Below are 22,158 nucleotides of genomic sequence, written 5' to 3'. Positions count from 1 at the left end.
CAGCAGGCAGAAGGCGCCTGCCCTACCCGCGCGATTCCGCCTTCAGCGCGCGCAGCCGCGCGGCAGCGTCATTGCGGCTGCCGACTTCCAGCTTGTTGAAGATGTTCTTCAAGTGCCACTTGACCGTCTCGGGCGTGATGTTCAGCATGGCGGCGATCTTCTTGTTGGGCATGGCCTGCGCCACCAGTTCGAGGATCTCGCTCTCGCGCTCCGACAACGCCTCGCGCAGCAGCGGCCGGGCTGGCGCAGCCACCGCGGACGCCTGCGGCCGGCTTGCCGCATCCACCAGGCGCTGCAGGTAGAAGCCGAGCACCGGGTCCAGCCCCTCGCGCTGCTGCAGCGCCTCCAGCAAGGCAGGCACCTGCGGCGAGGCGTCGATCAGCGTGCGCAGCAGCCCGAGCCGGTGGCCAAGCCGCAGCGCTTCCAGCAGATGCGTCTCGGCCGACGCCGGATTGCCGCAATGCTGTTCGGCTACCGCAAGCTGCATGTACAGGCAGGCCACGAAGCGCCACCGCCCGGCCGGCTCGGCCAGCGCAAGCAACGCATAAGCGCGATCGCGCATCTGGAAGTAGTCGTTACGGTGCATGCATAGATCGAGATGCCCGCGGCCGGCGCAAAGCTGCACGTCCAGCATCATGCTGTGCGGACTCTCGCCGTGCTGCGCGGCGATGGCGTCCAGGCGGTCCAGCGAGCCCTCGGCGAAGTCGGGCTCGCCCTCCTGCAGATACGCACGCACGCGTATCACGAGCACGTAGGCCAGCAGCCGGTCAGTCCGGTTGCGCAGCGCATAGTCCTCCAGCCGTTCCAGCGCGGCGTGGGCGTCGAGCGGGCGGTGCGCGGCCCACTGGCCGACGGCCAGTGCGGCCAGCGCCCGCAGGACCGTGTCGGGCATCGACACGCGCTCCAGCACGTCGATGCGCGACTCCAGCAGGCTGCACAGCGTCTCGATATCGTTGAGCTCGTACAGGATCTCCGCCAGCAGTCCGGTCGCGAGGCAGGCCACCCCGACGTAGGCCGGGCCGGATGTCTCCGCGGTCTCCAGCGCATGGCGAAGGATGGTGCCAGCGCGCGCCATCTGGCCTTCGAGCATGAGGCTCATGGCGGTCACGCAATCGGCAATCAGGCCGCTGCGGATGGACTTGTCGGCCCACGACTCCTCTTGCAGCACGCGCCGGCTGTTCGCATAGTCGCCGCTGAAAACGTACATCATCCCGAGCAGGTTCGCGCGCGTGGCGGCCTCCATCTGGTCAAGGCCGTCGGGAGTATCGCGGACCTGCGGGAGCAGCGTGGTCAGCGCGTCGACGTCGTCGGAATACAGCGCGAGGCTGGCGCGCAGCAGTGTGACCGAGAAGCGCTGATGCACGTCGAGTTCGCCGCGCGCTGCCTCCTGGTCCAGTTCCTCCAGCGTTTCCGTGACGGCCTCGAAGTCGTGCGCGTACAGCCGCAAGTACGCCCTGAAGTTGCGCAGGCGAAAGCGCCTGCGCACCTGGTCGGGGGGCAGCAGGCGTACCAGCGCAGCGATCTGGGCCATATTGCTACGTTCCAGCAGCTCGGGCACGCCCTGCTCGACCAGTTCGGCCGCAGCGTCGCTCTCGCCCGCCTGCACCGCGTGGTGCACGGCCTCGTCGAGATGGCCGCGCGCTTCGAACCAGCGCCACGCCGTCGCATGCACGGTGCGGCGCTCGGCGTCGGGCCAATCCTGCCAACGTGCCTGGAGCACCTCGCGCATCAGCGGGTGCAGCCGGTACCACACCTCCTGGCCGGGCGTGCCATGCCCGCTCAGGAACAGGCTGCTGCCCTCGATCTGCATCAGGTGCCGCGTCATCCGCGCCACCGCGCGCGGCGTGCCCATCAGCGTCGCACACAGCGACGGGGTGACGCTCTGGCAAGCCGAGATGCGCGTCAGGAGTTCCAGGTCTTCCGCCGGCAGGCCGGCGAGCACTTCCTGCTCGAAGTATTTCGCGAAAGCCTGCGCGTCGCGCACCGGTACCGATGCGCCGCGCTGCCGCCGCTGCGTCTTGAGATTGACCGCGACGAGCTGGAGGCCGGCCACCCAGCCTTCGGTCAGATCGTGCAGCCGCCGCGCCTCGCGCTTGTCGATGTCGCTCACGTGATCGCGCAGGTAGCGTTCCGACTCCGCCGCGCTGAACGCCAGGTCGCGCATGCCGATTTCCAGCACCTGTCCCTGCCCGTTGAGCGCTGCCAGCGACAGCGGCAGCGCCGCGCGCGTGGCGAACGCCAGCCGCAGGTTCGGCGGCGCGTATTCGGTGAGGCAGTGCAGCGCCTCCACGATGAACGGGTCGCGCAGGTGCTGCACGTCGTCCAGCATCAGCACCACGCCACGGGGGTGCCGCCCCACGCCGGCCAGCAGCGCGAGCATCAGCCGCTCGCAGGCCGCCTCATCGCTGTCGCGGCCCGCCAGCCGGGCGGCGTCGTGCACGATCTTCCCGTCGATCTCGGCGAAGCTGGCCAGCACGGAGTCGACGAAGCGGCTGGGATCATTCTCCGCCGGCGTCAGCGTCAGCCACGCCACGTCCGTGTCGAGGCCGAGCAGTTGCTTGCGCCAGGCCAGCAGCGTGCAGGTCTTGCCGCTTCCTGCGGGGCCCTGCACGACGACGCAGCGCTGCTGGCGCGCGTCTGCCAGGCGATCCATCAGCGCGTCCCTCGGCATCAGCCGGCGCTCGCCGCGTGGCGGCACCAGCCTGGAGGCGGCGAGGGAAGGAGAGTCGAAGGTACCGGTCGGACTGGACGCCTGCGAGGCGCCGGTCTCGGTTTCGGATGGGGGCATGGCGAAAAAGAAGCGTGAAATGCAGCCCGACTGGATCGCGGAGAGGCCCCGTGATTATAGGGGCTCCCGTGACCGTCAGGCCCCGCGTACGCACGCTGCAACGCACCATGGCGCGACTTGCTGCCCGCCCCGGCCCGACCCGATACCGCACATGGGCCTCAGGCGGCCGCAGTGACTGCGGCCAGTTGCGTGCGCACGAAATCGACGACCGGGCCGCGTTCGGCCAGCGCCGCTCGGCCCAGCACTGCCGCGCACCGTACCTGCGCGCCACCGCTGCGCGCTTCGTGCAGGCGGCGCGTGAACAGGCCAAGTTCGTGCTCGTCGGTCATGCCGATGGCCCCATGCACCGCGTGCGAGATCGCGGCGACGCGCAAGGCGGCCTCGCATGCCCGCAACATGGCAGAAGCAGCCAGCAGCGGATCCGGCAGGAAGCCAGTGCCCGCGCAGCCGATGCGCGAGCCCATCTCGGCGGTGGCGGCCTGCGAAGCCAGCACGGCCACGTCCTGCTGCACGGCCTGGAACTTGCCGATGGCGCGGCCGAACTGCTTGCGGTCATTGGCGTACAGCACCGTCAGGTCCGTCACGCGGGCCATGGTGCCGGCCATGGCGGTGGCCTGCAGCGCGTTGCAGATGGCCTCACCGTCCGCCCCCTGCACCGGGAAGCGCGCCACGGCATGCTGCGCGGATTCCCAGCGCAGCGTATCGGCCGACAGCTTCGGCCGGTACGCGCCCGGCGTGAATGCCGCTGCCACGCGCGGCAGCAGCAGCCACTCGCCGGCGCGGCTGACCAGCACGAACTTGGCCAGCGCGGCGTCCTGCACGTCGTGGCAAACCACGGCGTCACCATCGGCGCCGGCTGCCGGTGCTATCACGATGCAGCCGCGGCCTGGCTCATGTCCGGCCGAGGCCAGCAATGCGCGCGCCACGGCGGTCTGGGCGAACGGCAGGTTCAGGCCAGCGCGGCCGGCGGCGAAGAACAGCGGGTGCATGTCGGCCAGCGACAGGCCTGCGCCGTCGAATCGGGCCGGCACCAGCGCGTCGGTATAGCCGAGCGCGTCGATGCCTGCCCACAGCGCGTCGGCGCTCTCGCCAGCCTCGATGCGGCGCAGCGCCTCGACGGTACAGAGTTCGCGCAGCGGGCGCTCGAAGCCATCCAGAAGGGAATCAGTCATGGAGCTCACTCACTCAATCAATGCATCAATCAATGCGTCAGTCAGTACGCAATCAGCGCAGTCCAAGGCCGCGGGCAATCATGCCGCGCATGATGTGGCGCGAGCCGCCGCGGATCGAGAAGACCGGCGCGTACTGCGTGACATAGGCGAGCGCCAGCGCGAGCTCGCGCGACGGACGGAAGCCCGGGATGCTCGCGTTGGCTTCGGCGATCCAGTTCGGCACTTCCTGTTCGAACTCGGTGCCGAGGTCCTTGACCAGCGACGCCTCCAGCTCGGGGTTCTGGCCCGCGTCGAGACACGCACACACGCCCAGCGACATCGCGCGCAGCACCGACAGGCGCCCGGCGATGCGGCCCGCCATGTCCACCACGATCTGCGGCGGGTTCTCCAGCGCGCGCATCTCGTCCAGCCAGATATCGGCGAGCACCACGCTCGAATAGATGCGTTCGCAGCCGCTGCGCTCGAAGGCCAGTTCGGCGGTGACCTGCTTCCAGCCGTCACCCTCCTCGCCGATCAGCGCGTCGGCCGGCACGTCCACGTCCTCGAACAGGACTTCGCAGAACTCTTCCTCGCCAACGATATTGAGGATCGGCCGCGTGCTGATGCCGGGCGTCTTCATGTCGAAGATCAGTTGCGACAGGCCCTTGTGGCGATCCTCGGCGGTGCCGGACGTACGCACCAGTGCGCACATGTGGCTCGCGCGGTGGCCATTGGTCGTCCAGATCTTGCGGCCGTTGATGCGCCAGCCGGTGGCGGTGGGCACGGCACGCGTGCGCACGCTGGCAAGGTCTGAGCCCGTGTCGGGCTCGCTCAGGCCAATGCCGAACACGATCTCGCCGGCGCGGATGCCGGGAATATAGCGGGCCCGCTGTGCCGGCGTGCCGTAGCGCGCAATCAGCTGCGCGGTCTGGCGGTCGGCAGTCCAGTGCGCCACGACCGGTGCGCCGAACGACAGCAGTTCCTCGGTTAACACGAAGCGCGCAAAGTGGCTGCGCCCGGCGCCGCCGACATCCTCGGGCAGGTTCATGCCAATCCAGCCCTGGGCGCCGAGCGCGCGGGTGAACGCGGCATCGTGGGCGCCGATGCTGCGGGCCCGCAGATGGGGTGGATAATCGCGCAGTTCGCTGTGCAGGAAGTCCCGCACGGGCGCGCGCAACGCTTCGTCTTCCGGCGGAATGCCCGCCAGTGACAGCGTCGAGAGAAGAGAAGTCACGGATGCTCCAGGAATGATGGATCGGACGCGCGGCCCGTCAGGCCACGCTGCGCGCCTCGCCGCTCCAGAACGGCTTGCGCAATTCGTTCTTCAGAACCTTGCCCACGCTCGACAGCGGCAGCGCATCGCGGAACTCCACGCTGCGCGGGCACTTGTAGCCGGCGATACGCTCGCGGCAGTGCGCGATGATTTCCTCGGCGCTGGCGCTCGCGCCGGGCTTGCGCACGATGACCGCATGCACCGACTCGCCCCACTTCTGGTTGGGCACGCCAATGACCGCGCAAAAGGCGACTGCCGGGTGGCTGGCGAGGGCGTTCTCGACTTCGGCCGAATACACGTTCTCGGCGCCGGTGACGATCATGTCCTTGAGCCGGTCCACCACGTAGACGAGGCCTTCTTCGTCCATGTAGCCGCTGTCGCCGGTATGCATCCAGCCGTTGCGCAGCACTTCGGCCGTGGCGTCGGGCTTGTTCCAGTAGCCAAGCATGACCGTGCCGCCGCGCGCCACGATCTCGCCGACTTCGCGGCGCGGCAGTTCGGCGCCGTCAGGCCCCACCACGCGAACCTCCACCGACATCAGCGGTTTGCCGGCCGCGCGTGCCTTGCCGCTGGCGAACGCCGCGTCGTCGTGGTACTCGGGTCCGAGGACGGTGCAGGTGGCCGACAGTTCGGTCATGCCGTAGCCCTGCATGAACGCCACGCCGGGGAACGCGGTCCGTGCGCGCTGCAGCAGCGTCTGCGAGATCGGCGAAGCGCCGTAGGCGATCAGCCGCAGCGAACTCGCATCCAGCCGCGCCGCCTCGGCCGAGCTGGCAGCCATCCAGTCGACCAGCATCTGGATCATGGTCGGCGCCAGGCCGATCTGGTTGATGCGCTCGCGGGAAATGGCTTCGAGTGCCGACTGTGGCGTGAACCCAGGCATCACCACCTGTCGCGCACCCGAGGCAAACAGCGCGTTGGTAGCGGCGAACGCGGCGAGGTGGAACATCGGCATCACATGCAGGAAGACAGCTTCCGCGCCGCAGCGCCCTGCGAGGATGGAGGCCATCGCCGTCGTCGTCAGGTTGGCGTGCGACAGCATCACGCCCTTCGGAAAGCCCGTGGTGCCGCCGGTGTAGAAGATGCCCGCGAGGTCGTCGCCGTGGCGCCAGGCATCCTCGACCGGCTCGCTGGCTTCGACCAGGGCTTCCCAGCCGATCATGCCGTCAGGCACAGGCCCGTCGCCGGCATAGATCAGGTGGCGCAGGCTCGCCGCGCCGGCCTGCAACGCGGCGGCCATGCCCTTGAAGGTGTCGTCGACGATCAGGATGCGGGTGCCCGAATCGTTGAGCGCGTACAGCATTTCCGCCTGGCTCCAGCGGATATTCACCGGGTTCAGCACGCCTCCCGCCCACGGCACGGCGAGGTTGTATTCGAGATAGCGGGCCGAGTTGAGCGACAGCATGGCGACGCGCTCGCCATCGGCCACGCCAAGGTGGCGCAGCCCGCCGGCCAGGCGCGCCACGCGGGCGCCGAGCTGACGAAAGGTCAGGCTGTGTTCGCCGCAACGCACCGCCACGGCGCCGGGGCGTTGCTGGAGGGCGCGATGCAGCCCCTGGGTCATGTACATGTTGGTCTCCCCGGTCCGTGACGCCGCACATGCGGCGTACGCCACGGCCCCTGTTTCTGGTGGGCTTCGCCCGCGGACAGGCCCATGCCGCCATGATCGCGGCCGCAGGCAGACGGAGCACCCCCAGTGCGGAGGGGGACGCGCACGCGCGGCCAGCCCCCTCTCGGCGAGGGGGGGCGCAACGGAGGGCCGTGGGGCGCCGGAATCGGATGGGCGCCGCCCCGTCCCCCCTGCGACGGGGAGGGATGGCGAAGGCGACATCGGCGCAGGATCGCTCCCGAGCCGCTGGCACGACAGCGCGCACGGACGAATTGGCACGCAGACGGTCACGCCGGCGCAGCCACCCCAACACTTCCACCATCGGCTTGCCACAGGAGACAACTGCACATGACCAGCGTCGAAGCACCCCTTACCACCGCAACCGTTGCCGGAGACTGGCCGTTCTGACCCGCGCACGAACGTTCAACCCTTCGCAGCATTGCGGTGCCACGCCCGTCCCCGGCGCCTGGCGCCGCCAACCCGCACACCGCGGCAAGTCGTCCCCACCTCCCCATGAACGATTCCCACACCTTCCGGGCCGGACCGGCATGGACCATCGTGGTCCTCCTCCTGCTCTACATGCTGGTCAACTTCCTCGACAAGATCGCCCTCAGCATGACGGCCGCGCCGCTGATGGCTGAACTGAACCTTTCCGCTACCGAGTTCGGCACCATTGCCGGCAGCTTCTACTGGCTCTTCTCGCTCTCGGGCATCCTGGGTGGCCTGCTGAGCCGCCGCATCGACGCGCGCTGGCTGCTGCTAGGGATGGGAATCCTGTGGGCGGTGCTGCAGATACCGGTGATATTCGCCTCAAGCGCGCGCGAACTGCTCTGGGCGCGCATGCTGCTCGGCGCTGCCGAAGGCCCGGCGTTCCCGATCGCGGCCGTCGCCCTGTTCCGGTGGTTTCCCGACGACAGGCGCAACCTGCCGATTTCCATCGTCAGCAGCGGCGCTTCTGTCGGCCTGATACTGGCCGGGCTGATGATTCCGGCGATCTCGGCGGCGTGGGGCTGGCGCAGCAACTTCGTGCTGCTCGCCGTGATGGGTGCGGTCTGGTCGGTGCTGTGGCTGTGCGTCGGCTGCAACCGGCGCCTCTTGCGCGGCGGCACCGGGGCTCCGGTCGCTGCATCCAACAAGGGCGCACACGGCTTGCCCGACTCGCTGCCCTATCGCAAGCTGCTCACCGATCGTTCGGTGATCGCGATTCTTGGCGCGGGTGCGGCCGGCTATACGGCGCTTGGCGTGACCATGACCTGGCTGCCGCTCTACCTGGAGCGTGGGCTCGGCTACAGCGCCACGTCGGCTGGCCAATGGTTCACGGTCGTCGTGCTTATCATTGTGCCGGTACAGATCATCCTGAGCGCAGTCTCGCAACGCCTGCTGCGACGCGGCTTTTCGAGCCGCACCGCCCGCGCAAGGCTGCTGGCCGTAGCCATGCTGACGTCTGCGCTGCTGATGATCGCACTGGGCCAGCTTCCGCTCACACCGCCGCAGAAGGCAATCACGGTCGCGCTGGCATGCGGGCTCGGCAACCTCGCCATCGTCTTCGGTTCGGTGATGCTTGCCGAGGTCACGCCGCAGCGCCAGCTGGCGGTCCTGATCGCGGTGCTCACTGCCGTCGGCAACATGGCAGCCGCCGTCGCCGCGGCGGCAACGGGCCGTTTCGTCGACACGGCGGGAGCAGAAAATGCCCACGGCTACGAGATGGGCTATGTCATCGCGGCAGCCATGCTGCTGTGCGGCGCCCTGGCGTGCCTGCGCTGGCTGCACACGGACCGCTCGCGGCAGAACCTCTGCGCGAAAGCCCTGGCCAGCGCCTGACACCGATTGCATCCCAAGGAGAAATGGCCCGCACATGTGCGGGCCATTTGCCTTTGACTTCACGTGGACCTTCCGGCGTCCTCACTCGCTCGCCAGCGGTCGCCGGCAATCAAGCGCGGCCATACAGCGTCACGACACAGGCGCCGCCCAGGCCGAGGTTCTGCTGCAGCGCGAGCTTCGCGCCGTCCACCTGCGTGCTGCCGGCGGTGCCGCGCAACTGGCGGGTCAGCTCGTAGCACTGGGCAAGGCCCGTGGCGCCGAGCGGATGGCCCTTCGACAGCAGGCCGCCCGACGGGTTGGTGACAAACTTGCCGCCGTAGGTGTTATCGCCGTCCTCGACGAACTTCTCCGCGCCGCCCACCGGGCACAGACCCAGCGACTCATACGTGAGCAGCTCGTTGTGGGCGAAGCAGTCGTGCAACTCCACCACCTGGATGTCGGACGGGCTCACGCCGGCCTTCTCGTACACCTGGCGCGCCGCGGTCTGCGCCATGTCGAAGCCGACCACCTCGATCATCGAGCGTGCGTCGTACAGCTTCGGGCTGTCGGTAGTCATCGACTGGGCAAGGATGCGCACATCGGTCTTCAGGCCGTGCCGCTTCGCGAAGTCTTCCGAGCAAATGATGGCGGCGGCCGCGCCGCACGTCGGCGGGCAGGCCATCAGGCGGGTCATCACGCCCGGCCACATCACCTTCTCGGCCATGACGTCTGCTTCCGACACTACCTTGCGGAACAGCGCGAGCGGATTGTTGGCGGCATGACGGCTGGCCTTGGCGCGGATCTTCGCGAAGGTCTCCATCTTCGTGCCGTACTTCTCCATGTGCTCCTTGCCCGCGCCGCCGAACTGCAGCAGCGCCATCGGAATGCCGGCGGCGGCCGCTTCGGGATTCAGCTCGGCGGTCAGCGCGAGCGCGCGGCCGAGCGGCGCGGGACGGTCGTTGAACACGGCGTCGAGCGCACCCGGGCTCATCTGTTCGAAGCCCAGCGCGATCGCGCATTCCACCGCGCCGCTTTCCACGGCCTGGCGGGCCAGGTACAGCGCGGTGGAACCGGTCGAGCAGTTGTTGTTGACGTTGATGACCGGAATCTGCGTCATGCCCACCGGATACAGCGCAGCCTGGCCCGCCGTGGAATCGCCATAGACGTAGCCGACATAAGCCTGCTGCACCTTGTCGTAGGCAATGCCGGCATCGGCGAGCGCGAGGCGCGCGGCTTCGGCGCCCATCTCGATGTAGGTGCCGCTGGTACCCGGCTTGGTGAACGGGATCATGCCGACCCCGGCGACGACAACCTTGCTCATATCGAATCTCCTTGCTGTGTGAATGTTGGGTTGCGGGTTTCAGGCTTCATGTCTCCTGATCGCAATTCGAGGGATGGTCCCGAAGGTATCGGCCCACGCCACCCCGCGCACCGTGCGCGGCGGGGGGCGCAGGGCCCCGCTCCGTCCCCCCCGCCACGGGGTGGGCAGGCAAATGCCGGCCTCGCCAATATGAGCTCGGGAAGGCCACATCCAAAGTGCCGTCCGCCTCGCGTACCCATGACTCGCCGTACGGTCATCCCGTCCAACTTCCACACAGCCCTCCATGCCCGGCTTCCCGATCTCCGGCGACATGCGCGTTCACATCGGGCAATTCGCCGCGACGCCCGTCGTTGTTCCGCGCCATGAAAAAGGGCGCCACACCCTGACGGTGTGGCGCCCTGCCTGCATTGCGCGCGAGCCGCGATCAGAAGATGTGGCGGATACCGGTGGTCACGCCCGCCATGTTCTTCTGTCCGGGCGCTGCCGCATAGCCGAACGCGAAGGCGTTGTACACGCTGTCGAACGCGAGAGCGCCGTTGTGGGCCCACGCGGTCGTGATGTACACGTCGGTGCGCTTGCTCAGGTTGTAGTCGAGCGTCAGGTTCAACTGGTACGGATTGGCCGGGTTGGTGCCAGGCCCGACGGAGCCGGCGACGGTCGGCGCGCGGGCTTCACGGATGTCTGCGTAGAAGTAGCCGAGCTGCACCGCCAGCGCGGCGGTGGCCTGGTAGTTCACGCCCGCCCACCAGTAGCCGTCGCGGATCAGCGCATTGCCGTTGGCAAACTCGGCCTTGTTCCAGCGGTAGCCGCCCATGACCTTGAGCGGGCCCGTGGTGTAGCTCGCGCCGGCGCCGATCTTGACAACCTTGCCGGTGGAGCCGGTCGTGACTGCCGGATTCCACTGGTCGTAGGCCAGGCCAAAGCCGAAGCGCCCGTCGAGATACATGACCGACGCGCCCCAGGCGGTGTTGTCCTTCCAGTTGCCCGGCGTCTCGCCAGCACCGCCGTTGGCCAGCACGGTACCGGAGCCCAGCGCGAAGGCGGCCGCTCCGGTGCCGAACGAGTAGTGCGCCACCGCCTGCACCGGCCCGAAGTTGCCGGTGTACTTGACCATGTTGTTCTCGCGATAGTTGACGCCCATCTCCCAGATGCCCGGCTCGTAAGTCGCGGCAAAGCGCATCGGGCTGAAGTTCACGAGGCCGTCGGTGATCGACGTGGTCTGGCGGCCCAGCGTGATCTTGTTGTTGGCATCGTTCAGGCCGACGGTGGCCACGCGGCTGAACAGCATGCCTGCAGTGGACGACTGCACCTGGCCGGAATCGGCCTGGAAGCCGCTTTCGAGCACGAACGATGCCTGCAAGCCACCGCCAAGATCCTCCAGGCCGCGCAGGCCCCAGCGCGAGGACGACAGGCCGCCGGCAAACGGCTGGCGGAACAGCGGGCCGACAGATTGGGTGGCGGCTGTGGGCAAGGTCGATGCCCGGTTGACGTATTCGACCGATCCGTCGATCACGCCATACAGTGTCACGCTGCTCGCGGCGTGCGCCGCGCCAGCCGTAGCCATCAGCGTGGCCACGGCGGCCAGTGCGATGTGCGATTTCCTCATGCTTCGATGTCTCCTGGTTTTAGTCGTTATGCGCACGCCGCAAGCCGGCCGAAGGTGCCGGCGCACACGCGGCGTGGCGCGCCGGGAGCGTGCAAGCTTTCCTTCCGGCGTATTTGCAGGTTATCGGCGGCAAGCCGAAGCCGGCGCCACCCGGTGGTGGTGTGCATTTCGTGCCCCACCCTCCCTACTCTTCGGCGCGCAACGTTCCCCCGGGGCTATTCCTGACAACACTTGCACTCCACGCCCATGTCCCATTCCAAAATCGTCTCCAGGTTTGCACCCCCGCGCGCGCACCCCGACACCGTGCCGCGCGATGCGCTGCTCGCCCGCCTTGCCGGCCAGCAGCACTGCCGCCTTGTATTGCTGAACGCGGGTGCCGGGTACGGCAAGACGACGTTGCTCATGCAATGGCGGCAGGCGCTGCTCAGGGAAGGAAAGGGGGTGGCGTGGCTGTCGGCAAGGCCGGGCAGCGACACGCCGCGGCAGTTCTGCGCCAGCCTCGCCGGCTCGCTCCGCCATGCGGAACTGCCGCTGGCAGCGGGCCTCGAGCAACTGCTGGCGGCTCAGGAAACGGATATCGGCGCCGCGCTCGTGCCGCTGCTCGTCAATGCGGTGGCCGCGTGCGACAGCACGGTGCTTCTGCTGATTGACGATTTCCATCACTTCGGCAGTCCCGAGGTCACCGGCATCGTGCAGGGACTGATCGACGAGGCGCCGCACAACTTTCACCTCGCGCTGTCCACGCGCGTCATGCCTGGCCTGGAACTGGCACGGCTGCGTGCGCTGGATGGGCTGGTTGAATTCGACGCCAGCGCACTAGCCTTCAACACGGCGGAAACCGCGGCATTCCTGAAGGCAAGGCTCGGCCCCGTCCTGGGTCATGCGCTTGCCCGCGCCACGCACGACTGCACGGAAGGCTGGCCTGCGGGACTGCAGTGCTTCGCCACCGAGGCACGGCATGCCGACAGCGCCCATCTGCAACGTCCCCACCGCTTGCTGCGCGCCAGCATCCCGTTGGCGGCGTATTTTGGCGAAGACGTGACCGGCACTCTGCCATCGACGCAGCGGGCGCCCCTTGCGTTGCTTGAAGCGCTCAGCATCCTCCCGCGTTTCGACGCGGCCATGGCCGTTGCCGTAACAGGCGACGCTCAAGCGCAGGCGCAGCTCGAATCCGCGCTCGCGCATAACCTGTTCCTGCTGCCCGAGCAGACGCCGGACGGCCGGTGCTGGCTGCGCCTGCATCCGCTCTTCGCCGCGTTCCTCGGGCAGCGGCTGCAAGCGTCGGGACGCGAACTCGCGCCGCTGCACCATGCCGCTGCCCAATACTTCGAGCGTGCCGGCCAACTCCCCGAGGCGCTCCAGCAAGCCATCCTCGGCGGCGACATCGACGCCGTGGTCCGCCTGTTGCGGCACGAGCAGGCGGGCTGGAGCGATTTCACCGCCGTACGCCACCTGCGCCACTGGCTGCGCGACCTGCCCTACGATGCGCTGGCGCGGCATCCCGACGTACTGGTCCGCGTGGCCTGGGCCTGCGTGCTGATACCGTTGCCGCGCCAGGCCGCGCGCTGCCTGGACGCGGTCGACCCGCGTCATCTGCCGGCAAGCTGGGCGGCCGACCTGCCGCTGCTGCGCGGCGTGATCGCCATGCAGCACGACGATGCGACGGCGTGCAACGCGGCCCTGCCCTCCGAGCCACAGCCGGGATGGAGCGAGATCCAGCGGCAGGTGCATGCATCGCTGACAATTGCCTGCCTGGCCCGGAGCGGCTGCATCGACGCCGCGCGCGCGCATTACCATGCCGTGGACACGCAGGCAGCGCTCGCCGCGCAGCGGGGGCTGTCGTATGCCGTGACCATGGCAGCGGCCCGCGTCGAATGGCTGGCCGGTCGGACCATGGAGGCCCAGCGCCTGGCCACATCCGTACTCTCGGGCATACCCCGGCGGATGCAAGCTGCCTCGCCCGCAGCCGCCTATGCCTGCGTACTGCTTGCCGAGGTGCTCTGCGAGCACGAGCTCGACGATGCCGCGCAAAGCGTGCTGGACGATGCCGAGCGGCTGGTGCGCGTGACGCAGCCGTCAAACCGGATCGGTGCCGCGCTGGCCCGCGCGCGCCTGCACGCCGGAGCGGATGGCATTGGCACCGCGCTCGAACGGCTGGCGTGCGCCGAAGCCGGTTTCCGGCGCGAGCGCATGCTGCGTGCCGCGGCGTACTTGGTCGCGGAGCAGGTGCGGCTGCTGGCCATCACCGGCGCGCTCCACCAGGCCGAATGCAAGGGACTGGCGCTCGACACGCTGGCGGCGTCGCTGCGCGCCGGGGATGCCGATCCCATGGCGGACGCCGAGCGCGACGAAATCGCGCTGCTCGCCGCTCTCTCCGGTGCCCGCCTCGCACTGGCATCGCAGCGTCCCGATGATGCGCTGGCGCGATGCGATATCGCCGCGCGCCTGGCAAAGCGGCTTGGCCGTGCGCCGCTCGGCATGAAAGCCGACCTGTTGCGCGCGGTCGCGCTGAGTGCCAACGGTCGCATCGCCGCTGCACTGGAATTGGCGCGCGGGGTCATCACAGCCGGTCGGGAGATGCGCCTGCTGCGGTCGCTGCGCGAGGAAGGGCCGGCGTGGTGCGCGCTGCTCGCTGCGCTCTCCTGCCCGGACGACCTGGCGTTGGAAAGCTACCGGATCCGGCTCGCCACGCAGCCCGCGCTGCCTCGCGCCCCCTGGCCGCCCAATGCGCCCACTGCCACTCTTGCAGGGAAGCCGGCTAACGGCGCGCCCGCACAACGCCGCACCGGTGCCGACATGTCCGCGCTGACACCGCGCGAGCGGCAGATCATGGATCTGGTCGAGCAGGGCCTGCCGAACAAGCGCATTGCCCAGGTCCTCGGGTTGAGCCTCGACACGATCAAATGGAACCTGAAGAACATCTTCGGAAAGCTGCGCGTGTCGACGCGCTACGAGGCCATCATGGTGATCCAGCAGCAGCGGCAGGAAGCATGAAGGACCGACGGGTGATCGCGCCCGCTGGATGTCCGGAAGTCCCCGCCAGCGCGATTCAGGGTAAATCGGGATCCCCACCCTGCGGTCCCGTGTCGAGCTCCCGCACTGCCCCGCAAAGCGGCCTCCGGCGCGGCTTCCGTGTCGCGCCGGCTGGTTCCGCCAGGCGGGCGCAGGTTGGGGACGACGCCCCACCCCACCCCTGCGAGGAGGATCACGGCGGACCATGACACCGCATGATCGTCCGACGGACCTGCATCACCGGCATTCGCGCAACGCCATGACGCAGGGCGAAGAGGAAAAACAGACAAGACAGAGACAACGGAGACAACGACCCCATGCAAACCAAGTTGCTTGCCGCCTGCGCGTTCGTGCTCGGCGCCATCACTGCAACCGGCGCCAGTGCAGCTGGCGCCGCCAACGCCGCTGCCGACGGCCCCTACCCGAACCGCCCTATCACCTTCGTGCTGTCGGCATCCGCCGGTGGCGCCAGCGACAGCGTCACGCGCATCCTGGCCGAAGACCTATCCACGCGGCTGGGCCAGCCTGTCGTGGTGGAAAACAAGCCCGGCGGCGGCGGCATCATCGGCACCACCGCGGTGGCAAAGGCACGGCCGGACGGCTATACGATTCTGTTCACCTTCCCGCAGGCCGTGCTGAACAACCGGTTCCTCTACAGCAAGCTGCCCTACGACCCCGTGCGCGACCTCACGTTCATCACGGAAGTGTCGGGCGGCGACATGGTGATGACCGTGCCCGCCGCGCTGCCGATCACCAACATCACTGAACTGCTTGCCTACGGGGGCAGGCATGGGCTGACCTTCGGCAACTGGGGACCCGGCTCGTACGCGCACCTCATCGCCACCTACCTCGGCAAGTCGAAGAAGATCGGCGTCACGCCGATCTCCTACAAGGGCGAATCGCCCATGCTGCAGGACGTGGCAGGCGGCAACGTCAACGTCGCCGTCAGCACGCTGATCGCAGCCCAGCCGTACCTGCAGAACGGACGCCTGCGCGCCATCGCGGTTACGGGTGGCAAGCGCCTGCCCAGCCTGGCCAGCGTCCCGACGCTCGCCGAGCAGGGCCTGTCGGAGCCCGAGTACGACATGACCGGCCTGCTACTGATGATGGCCCCCACCGGCACGCCCGCGCCGATCCTGGAACGCCTGGAGAAAGAGGTACGCGCCGCCATCGACAACCCGAAGTTCCGTGCACGCCTGCAACCGCTCGGCCTGTACGCCATCGGTAAGGGTGCCGCCGCCGCGCGCAAGCACTATGACGAGATGTATCCGGTGCAAGAACGGCTGGTGAAGATAAGCGGAGCCAGGCTCGACTGACCGATGCATGCAGGGGGCCTTTCTCCCTGCCGTTCGACAGCCCCTCCGGGCCGGGGACATTCCGGTCCACACCAGACAGGGCTCCGGCCCGAAGACAAGGAAACTTCCATGATCAGGCGCCTGCTTGCCGCCTGCGTTCGGCAACTGGGGCAACGGCTCCCATGCCCACCTGATCAGCGCATATCTCGCACAGACAAAGAAGATCAACGTGACACCGGTCGCCTACAGGGGAGAGGCCCCCATGCTGCAGGACCTGGCTTCAATCATTGGGCAGCTCCAGCAGTTGGCATGTATAGGCCAGCGGCAACGGGTGTCCCGGCGTGCCGTCCGCGAGCAGGTCCAACGCATGCAGCTTCACGCCGGCGTCGCGCAGTAGCGCCTTTACGATGGCGACCATGGCAAGGCCACGCCCGTTGCTGCCCCAGGCGCAGACAACCAGGCCGCCTCGTGCCGCTACGTCCAGAGCGGCGCGACGGATGGTGGCAAGGTTCTTCGGGCCTACCGGATAGCCGGCGCGCTTCAGGTCGCGCGGGTAGGTGGCGCGATAGGCAAACAGGTTGACCACCTGGATGGAGCCGCAGCCGTTGCGCGTGGCAAACCCCAGACACTTTCGGATGGTCGGATCGTCCTCGCCGGCGTCTGCCGTGCTCGGGTTGAGCATCACGAACAGCATGGGTTTGTCGGTGCTCCATTCTCGCGCCAGGTGGTAGCGGTACGTGCCGCAGTTGGAAATCGTGGCGCTCTTCACGTATCCGTCGGACATTTCCGCCCACCCTTGGGTGCGACCCAAAGTCGCGAACCGCATGCTCGAATGCCCGCCCGGTAGCGCTCATCCAGGCGCGGACTTCGTCCACGGTGGACGCCGCGCCGCCTCGCAAACGCGAACTTCCGTGGATGGCTGGTCAGCTCGCGCCGCTCTAGCTCCTCCGCGCGATCGCTCCTCAGTGCTTGCGCGCCGCGATTACCCGCTCATTCAGACCCAGTCTGTAGAGCGTGGCGCCCACCTCGGTCAGCAGGGCTCGCTCCTTTCCTTGTACGGCCGGATCAGCGAGCAGCACCGCCAGGCCGGCGATGGCGTCGTCCACGTCCAGCTCGATCTTTTCATCCAGCGCCAGGCGCTCGAACTCGCGCAATACATCATCTGGGTCCATCGTGACTCCTCTCAGGTATGCGCGCCAGTCTAACGGGGACGATCTCGCAGGAGGCCTGTAATAAATTTAATACATATGTGATATTAAATACTTTTAATGCAAGAAGCGGGTCGGTCAGAGCGGCCGCACCCAGGCTGTGGGCAGCGGGCGTAGACCGGCCATTCACTGAGCTTCAGCGCCTCACATCATACGACCGCAGCCGGATCCCCAGCGTTCGTAAGAGTACGCACGCGCATAACACTTCACGCAACTGCATCAAGGGCTCCACGTGCGGTTCGGAAAACGATCGCAACGTGTTTGACTCCCCGATACAGCCTCGTTTCCTTCTGCCGCCACGATAGTTACTTCAACTCGTAGGCCCTCGTTTTTTTTGCTGCCGGAAGCGGAAAGTCGATTGCCTTCGCGTGTGCGTTCCCGGCAAGCAAGCGAAGTAGAGGTTATGTCGAGTTCCATAGGGATTCGCGTTTCCCTTTTCAGGAACGAGACGCCTGTATATCCATCTCAGCGCAACGCGAATTTGAAGCGGCGCAGCGCTACGAGCGATTCCACGGCCAACAGGGTTCGCAGCAGCATCTGCGTGTCCATATGATGAGAACCCTATCGCAGGCTGCGCAGGCATGCGATCTGCCGCCTGTTCACATGAGATCTACACGATTTTTACTTCCCCGGACCCGCTCAACGCAAACCTCGCCATCCGCCCCACGAAGCCCCCCACGATGAACTATAACTACTGGGGCTCGACCGCAGCCTGACCATCGCGCAAGCGCCCATCCATCCGAACAGGAGCACCGGCATGGCCAAGCAGCTCGCAATCGTTATCGATGCATCGGGCTCGATGTATCACTCCGCCGGCAACGGCTCATCCCTGGACAAGATCGTCGAAGCCTCGCAATCGGTGCAGTACATCATCGATGAGATCCAGAACAAGACCACAACCGATGGCGACACCTGGGCAGTCTCGCTCTGGTACTTCGCCACACAAACCAGTTCCCTGTTTGCCCAGGTGAATTTCCCTGTGGGAAGTACCGCGGGCCTGAAGACCCTGGTCACCTTGATCGAAAACGAGGTCGTGGTTCAGGGCGCGGTCGGCCACATGACAGACATCTTCCGCGCGGTGCGTACCGTCGCGGACTACATGGTCGCCAATCCGCCGCTGCTGTTTCCCCCTGGGTACGCAAAGAAAATCGTGCTGTTCACCGACGGCAACCAGACGATCGAGCACAGCGGCCTGTTGACCCAGAACGGCTACGAAGCCGAGCAGGGCGTCGACTTCGCGACGCTGCTGAATGGCAACGCTATCGCCCTTAATGCGCAGGGCATCGGTTCGGATCTGCTCAACATGACGCTCACCGACCTGGTCGCGGAAGCGTTGCCTGCCGGCAGTACCGTCAAGACGATCAGCGCCACGCCACAATACGCGGCCGACACCTCCGCGGCGCTGATGACCAATTCGATGAAGGTCGTCAACAACAATGGCATCCTGCCCTTGCGCCCGCTGTCGCGGCCACCGTCCAGGCTGCTGTGGGAACAGTTCAGCCTGCCTGCGCTGGTGCCCGAAGGTGCCGACGGCAGGACACGGCGCCGCAACGAAGAGTTTTTCGAGGTGGACGTCGACGACATCACACAGGAGTTGTTGCTGGGCCTGACTTGGCATCATCCCGGGCGGCCCTCGATCGAGGCCCGGTCGCCCTCCGGCACTTCGTATCGCAATGGGCTGAACGGTGCCTTTGAAATCGGGGTGGGATGGATGACCGCACTGCACATCCCCGCGCCGGAATCCGGTACGTGGCGCGTGCATGTCGCGGGCGATCCGCAATTCCGGCCGCTGCGCATGAACCTGATGGCGCGCTCGGTCTGCCCGGAGTTCGATCTGCTGCTGCGGGTCGATCCCTACCTGCTCAAGCCGCACGACACCAGCATCGTCACCGCGACACCCATGTACAAGAACAACATCGCGGAAGGCAAATTTCAGGCAGTGCTGAGCGATTTCAGGGGCCGCTCATGGCCGATGGCACTGCAGAGCGATGGCACTCTTGCCGCCAAGGCGGACTTTCCCGTGCCCGGCCGGGCACCGCTGCGGGTTGAGCTGCATGGGCTGCTTGAGGGCAGGCGCAAGGTCGAACGCATGGAGTTCACGTCGGTCCAGGTGGGACGCCCGCACGAGCCGCGTCTTGCGGTCAGTCCGGATCACTACCGGCCGGGCCAAAGGTACACGGTCAATGTGACGATCAGCGATGCGGAGTTCACTGCTGCAACCCAGATCTCGTTCGGGACGGGCATCGACGTAAGACGCTTCAGGGTCCTCACCCCGATCGCAGCCATCGCCGAGATCATCGTCGCCGGCAATGCCTTCTCTGGTACGCGCGAGGTGCTGACCTTCCAGCCCGACGCCGAGACCCTGGGCGGCATCGTCGTCGAGGGGCAGCAGGCAGGAGACGGGCAGCGCCCGATGACCGGCTTCATCAGGGCATTGCGCTTCGACGCCCGTGGCCGTCTGGTCGCCGCCCTGCTGGACGCGGATCGCGAGCTTGCCGTGCCGCGCCACGACGAGCGCCTGCAGCACCTGCTGGAGAAGGCGCGCGACACCAACGCAGCCGTCGAGATCACCCTCGATGAACAGGGCAGGCTTGCCAGCATTACGGTAAGCGAATGAGCGCGGAGTTCGGTGCGGCCCCTCCGGCGGACAGCGCGGAAGTCGTCGCGCGCTTCGATGCCATCCTCACCTGGGCGCGGCGGCACCGCAGCAGGCTCGGGTATTTCGCGGCGCTCTATCGCGGCGTCACGTTGCGCGCGCGGAATGCACTGGACCTTGGAGCCTTCGAGCAGCCGCAAGCGGCTGAGCGCCTGCTGGTGCTCTTTGCCTGTCGCTACTTCGACGCGCTGGCAGGCCATCTCGACGGCGCCCCGGTCACCCGTTCCTGGCAAGTTGCCTTCGACGCCGCCGGGCGCTGGAGGCCAACCGTATCGCAGCACCTGCTCCTCGGCATCAATGCCCATATCAACCTTGACCTGGGCCTCGCCGCGGCCCGCACACTCGACGAGTACCCGCTGCCCAGGGCAGATTTCGACCGGATCAACGACTTGCTGATCCAGATGGTAGACGAGATCGAGACCCGGCTGGCCAGGATCTGGCCGCTGCTGCACCTTCTCGACTGGCTGGCCGGCAGGCTGGACGAGAAACTGATCGGCGCCGCCCTGGTGCAGGCGCGGGCCGAGGCATGGGATTTCGCCCTGGCCTTGCGCGCCGCCGGCAACACTCAGGGCGGGCTGATCGAGCAAAGAGATCATCGCGTGGCGGAGATCGGGCGGCATATCATCTCGCCCGGGCCGGTGTTGGGGTTGGCGCTGGCCACCGTGCGGATGGGCGAGTTGCGCGGCATCGTCGGCATCATCGACCTGCTTGACGCGGAGGCTGCGCACGCCCGCACGGAAATTGAGGCGGCTTCAGGGGGCCAGCCGGTCAGCTAGCCAGTCGACTGCCTGCTGCGGGGAACTGTTACATCCAGAGCATCCACAATCATGTGGAGGCTGCCTGCCGGCTGGCTTCGATTTCTTCGATTCCATTGAACGAGCGCGTTGGCTGATTCTCTGCCGTACACCTCGGAAGAACGGAGGGCCGTACCCCGCCATATGCCGCCACTCGACGGCATGGCCGAGTTACCCACCACGTCGCCCGCCCACCGGCTACACTGCACTCTCTGAGTGAGGAGGAAGAATCTCGGATGCTGAGAAGAGTCATCGTGATGAATCCTTTGTCCGTCGTACTCCTCATGCTGTCGCCCAGGAAGGGGGAACGCGCCCGCCATTGAACCGCTCGCCATGCATGAACGGCGCTCTAACGCCCGAAATCTCAGTCAGTGCAAAGTCAGGAGAACACCATGATCAAGGTCAACGTGATGTATCCGTACACCGAAGGCGCCCGCTTCGACCACGCCTACTATCGCGACCGGCACATGCCGATGGTGAAGGCGAGGCTGGGTAGTGCCTGCGCCTACTACACGGTTGAAAAGGGTCTGGCCGGCGGCGCATCAGGTGCACCTCCCGCCTTCGTGGCGATGTGCGCATTCATCTGTGATTCGGCCGAAGCCTTCCAGGCGGCCATGCAGGAGCACGGCGCCGAGATCCTGGGCGACATCGCCAATTACACTGACATCGCGCCGGTGCTGCAGATCAGCGAGGTCATCGTCGAACGGTCGGATCGTTGAACGCACCGGATCGGAACTGACGACATCCGGACGCTTGGTATCGGCCATGAGCAGCCGTTCGACGCGAAAAGCTAAATCGTTCAAAATGGTCGCTTCGAAGCACTCACGTATATACGCGGTCGAGGGTTTGGACCAGGAATGGCGCACGGCTTGTATCGTCACATCGCTCGCACGCTCACGCTAATACGCCGTCTATACCTTCCTCATTGGCCGGTCACACGTGCTTGGGCGTGGAGATAGTTCACTGTGTCTGTGTCGCTCATCAGGGGTGTACCATCGCAGGTAATAGCGTAGATCCAATAGCTGACCATGAATCTTGAGCTTGGCTCCGAAGATAGCTCAAAATCTACCTTCTCGCACTTGAGCAAAAGTGGCAATTTACTGCGATCGAAAGGACCTAAGTCACGTGCATAGAGTGATTTCCCCCTGTAAATTGGGTACGTGACAAAGGTAGTCAGACAAAGCGATCGACCGCTGAGGGTCGCGAAGAGCCGACTGCATGACGGATGCTCGGCACGCGCAGGCAGCCGCCCATTTTCGCCCCGCAGCCCCAATCGCGCGCGCCGCAGTATTGCTTCCAGCAACCGGCGCCGTGATACCAGCAGATATCACAATATCTGCCGGGAGCGTGGGCAATTTGCGCGCCCGTCGGAATCGCTACTGCGTATGGCGTCGATGTTCCGCCCTGTCGCCGGTGGTCTCCCACCCGCCGAAGCACGTCGCGCTTCAATCCGGCTAATCCGCATGCCCCCTGCTCTTCTCGCGGATTCAGACACCCAATTGTTGCGCGAACACGCCGAATCGATTGTCTGGAACAAGACGCCGATGGCGATATATGGCCTACATTCGGCCGACGCTGGTAAGCGTCCGGCCAGTTCTGTCTAAACATTGAAGATCGAACGCCGGATGCGGCCGTCAGAGCGATC

At 66.7% G+C, this 22,158-nt stretch carries 14 protein-coding genes; 6 read left to right on the top strand and 8 right to left on the bottom strand.

Going from position 1 to position 22,158, the window contains the following annotated elements; all coding sequences use genetic code 11:
- Positions 1 to 22: 22 nt before the first annotated feature.
- The 4 genes from KHO41_RS32825 to KHO41_RS32810 all read right to left on the bottom strand — a co-directional run bounded on the left by KHO41_RS32825 (position 23) and on the right by KHO41_RS32810 (position 6,782).
- Positions 23 to 2,788, bottom strand: a complete 2,766-nt coding sequence (locus tag KHO41_RS32825; RefSeq protein ID WP_211957411.1) for a LuxR C-terminal-related transcriptional regulator — start codon at positions 2,786 to 2,788, stop codon at positions 23 to 25.
- 158 nt (positions 2,789 to 2,946) lie between these two features.
- The gene (locus KHO41_RS32820) at positions 2,947 to 3,960 is read right to left on the bottom strand and encodes an acyl-CoA dehydrogenase family protein (RefSeq protein WP_211957410.1); all 1,014 of its coding nucleotides are present in this window, start codon (positions 3,958 to 3,960) and stop codon (positions 2,947 to 2,949) included.
- Between the two features lie 52 nt (positions 3,961 to 4,012).
- Positions 4,013 to 5,173, bottom strand: a complete 1,161-nt coding sequence (locus tag KHO41_RS32815) for an acyl-CoA dehydrogenase family protein (protein WP_211957409.1) — start codon at positions 5,171 to 5,173, stop codon at positions 4,013 to 4,015.
- A 37-nt stretch (positions 5,174 to 5,210) separates the two neighbouring features.
- Positions 5,211 to 6,782, bottom strand: coding sequence for a long-chain-fatty-acid--CoA ligase (locus tag KHO41_RS32810; RefSeq protein WP_211957408.1), 1,572 nt, complete (start codon positions 6,780 to 6,782; stop codon positions 5,211 to 5,213).
- A 552-nt stretch (positions 6,783 to 7,334) separates the two neighbouring features.
- Between KHO41_RS32810 and KHO41_RS32805 the strand changes: the two genes are divergently transcribed.
- A complete protein-coding gene (locus KHO41_RS32805; protein WP_211957407.1) occupies positions 7,335 to 8,642 on the top strand; it encodes an MFS transporter in 1,308 nt (435 codons plus the stop codon).
- A gap of 109 nt (positions 8,643 to 8,751) precedes the next feature.
- On the opposite strand, the gene KHO41_RS32800 is transcribed toward KHO41_RS32805, so the two are convergent.
- Positions 8,752 to 9,942 (bottom strand): lipid-transfer protein, encoded by a 1,191-nt coding sequence (locus KHO41_RS32800; protein ID WP_211957406.1) that lies wholly within the window; start codon positions 9,940 to 9,942, stop codon positions 8,752 to 8,754.
- 424 nt (positions 9,943 to 10,366) lie between these two features.
- Entirely contained in the window at positions 10,367 to 11,548 is a 1,182-nt protein-coding gene (locus KHO41_RS32795) for a porin (protein ID WP_211957405.1), read from the bottom strand.
- Between the two features lie 246 nt (positions 11,549 to 11,794).
- On the opposite strand from KHO41_RS32795, the gene KHO41_RS32790 reads away from it, so the two are divergent.
- Together KHO41_RS32790 and KHO41_RS32785 are read left to right on the top strand one after the other, a co-directional pair.
- Positions 11,795 to 14,542 carry a LuxR C-terminal-related transcriptional regulator gene (locus tag KHO41_RS32790; RefSeq protein ID WP_211957404.1) on the top strand — a complete coding sequence of 916 codons (2,748 nt, stop codon included), beginning with the start codon at positions 11,795 to 11,797 and terminating at the stop codon, positions 14,540 to 14,542.
- A gap of 335 nt (positions 14,543 to 14,877) precedes the next feature.
- Positions 14,878 to 15,876 (top strand): tripartite tricarboxylate transporter substrate binding protein, encoded by a 999-nt coding sequence (locus KHO41_RS32785; RefSeq protein ID WP_244874151.1) that lies wholly within the window; start codon positions 14,878 to 14,880, stop codon positions 15,874 to 15,876.
- A 259-nt stretch (positions 15,877 to 16,135) separates the two neighbouring features.
- Here the strand turns inward: KHO41_RS32785 and KHO41_RS32775 are convergent, their stop codons facing one another.
- Both KHO41_RS32775 and KHO41_RS32770 read right to left on the bottom strand, forming a co-directional pair.
- The gene (locus KHO41_RS32775; protein ID WP_211957402.1) at positions 16,136 to 16,639 is read right to left on the bottom strand and encodes a DUF1643 domain-containing protein; all 504 of its coding nucleotides are present in this window, start codon (positions 16,637 to 16,639) and stop codon (positions 16,136 to 16,138) included.
- Positions 16,640 to 16,817: 178 nt separating this feature from the next.
- Entirely contained in the window at positions 16,818 to 17,027 is a 210-nt protein-coding gene (locus tag KHO41_RS32770; protein WP_211957401.1) for a hypothetical protein, read from the bottom strand.
- 793 nt (positions 17,028 to 17,820) lie between these two features.
- Between KHO41_RS32770 and KHO41_RS32765 the strand changes: the two genes are divergently transcribed.
- From KHO41_RS32765 to KHO41_RS32755, 3 genes are all read left to right on the top strand, one after another.
- Positions 17,821 to 19,680, top strand: coding sequence for a vWA domain-containing protein (locus KHO41_RS32765; protein WP_211957400.1), 1,860 nt, complete (start codon positions 17,821 to 17,823; stop codon positions 19,678 to 19,680).
- A complete protein-coding gene (locus tag KHO41_RS32760) occupies positions 19,677 to 20,495 on the top strand; it encodes a DUF5995 family protein (protein ID WP_211957399.1) in 819 nt (272 codons plus the stop codon). The genes KHO41_RS32765 and KHO41_RS32760 overlap by 4 nt, the downstream gene beginning before the upstream one ends.
- 410 nt (positions 20,496 to 20,905) lie before the next feature.
- A complete protein-coding gene (locus KHO41_RS32755; RefSeq protein WP_211957398.1) occupies positions 20,906 to 21,232 on the top strand; it encodes an EthD family reductase in 327 nt (108 codons plus the stop codon).
- Positions 21,233 to 22,158: the final 926 nt, after the last annotated feature.

It is taken from the genome of Cupriavidus numazuensis (assembly GCF_905397435.1).
In the GTDB taxonomy this organism is placed as follows: domain Bacteria; phylum Pseudomonadota; class Gammaproteobacteria; order Burkholderiales; family Burkholderiaceae; genus Cupriavidus; species Cupriavidus numazuensis.
This window is presented reverse-complemented; position numbering and strand designations above follow the sequence as displayed.

What these genes read in the sequence shown, in the direction of transcription:
- KHO41_RS32825 (WP_211957411.1), bottom strand. Translation starts at nt 2,788, where the DNA reads ATGCCCCCATCCGAAACCGAGACCGGCGCCTCGCAGGCGTCCAGTCCG.
- KHO41_RS32820 (WP_211957410.1), bottom strand. Translation starts at nt 3,960, where the DNA reads ATGACTGATTCCCTTCTGGATGGCTTCGAGCGCCCGCTGCGCGAACTC.
- KHO41_RS32810 (WP_211957408.1), bottom strand. Translation starts at nt 6,782, where the DNA reads ATGTACATGACCCAGGGGCTGCATCGCGCCCTCCAGCAACGCCCCGGC.
- KHO41_RS32805 (WP_211957407.1), top strand. Translation starts at nt 7,335, where the DNA reads ATGAACGATTCCCACACCTTCCGGGCCGGACCGGCATGGACCATCGTG.
- KHO41_RS32800 (WP_211957406.1), bottom strand. Translation starts at nt 9,942, where the DNA reads ATGAGCAAGGTTGTCGTCGCCGGGGTCGGCATGATCCCGTTCACCAAG.
- KHO41_RS32795 (WP_211957405.1), bottom strand. Translation starts at nt 11,548, where the DNA reads ATGAGGAAATCGCACATCGCACTGGCCGCCGTGGCCACGCTGATGGCT.
- KHO41_RS32790 (WP_211957404.1), top strand. Translation starts at nt 11,795, where the DNA reads ATGTCCCATTCCAAAATCGTCTCCAGGTTTGCACCCCCGCGCGCGCAC.
- KHO41_RS32785 (WP_244874151.1), top strand. Translation starts at nt 14,878, where the DNA reads ATGCAAACCAAGTTGCTTGCCGCCTGCGCGTTCGTGCTCGGCGCCATC.
- KHO41_RS32775 (WP_211957402.1), bottom strand. Translation starts at nt 16,639, where the DNA reads ATGTCCGACGGATACGTGAAGAGCGCCACGATTTCCAACTGCGGCACG.
- KHO41_RS32770 (WP_211957401.1), bottom strand. Translation starts at nt 17,027, where the DNA reads ATGGACCCAGATGATGTATTGCGCGAGTTCGAGCGCCTGGCGCTGGAT.
- KHO41_RS32765 (WP_211957400.1), top strand. Translation starts at nt 17,821, where the DNA reads ATGGCCAAGCAGCTCGCAATCGTTATCGATGCATCGGGCTCGATGTAT.
- KHO41_RS32760 (WP_211957399.1), top strand. Translation starts at nt 19,677, where the DNA reads ATGAGCGCGGAGTTCGGTGCGGCCCCTCCGGCGGACAGCGCGGAAGTC.
- KHO41_RS32755 (WP_211957398.1), top strand. Translation starts at nt 20,906, where the DNA reads ATGATCAAGGTCAACGTGATGTATCCGTACACCGAAGGCGCCCGCTTC.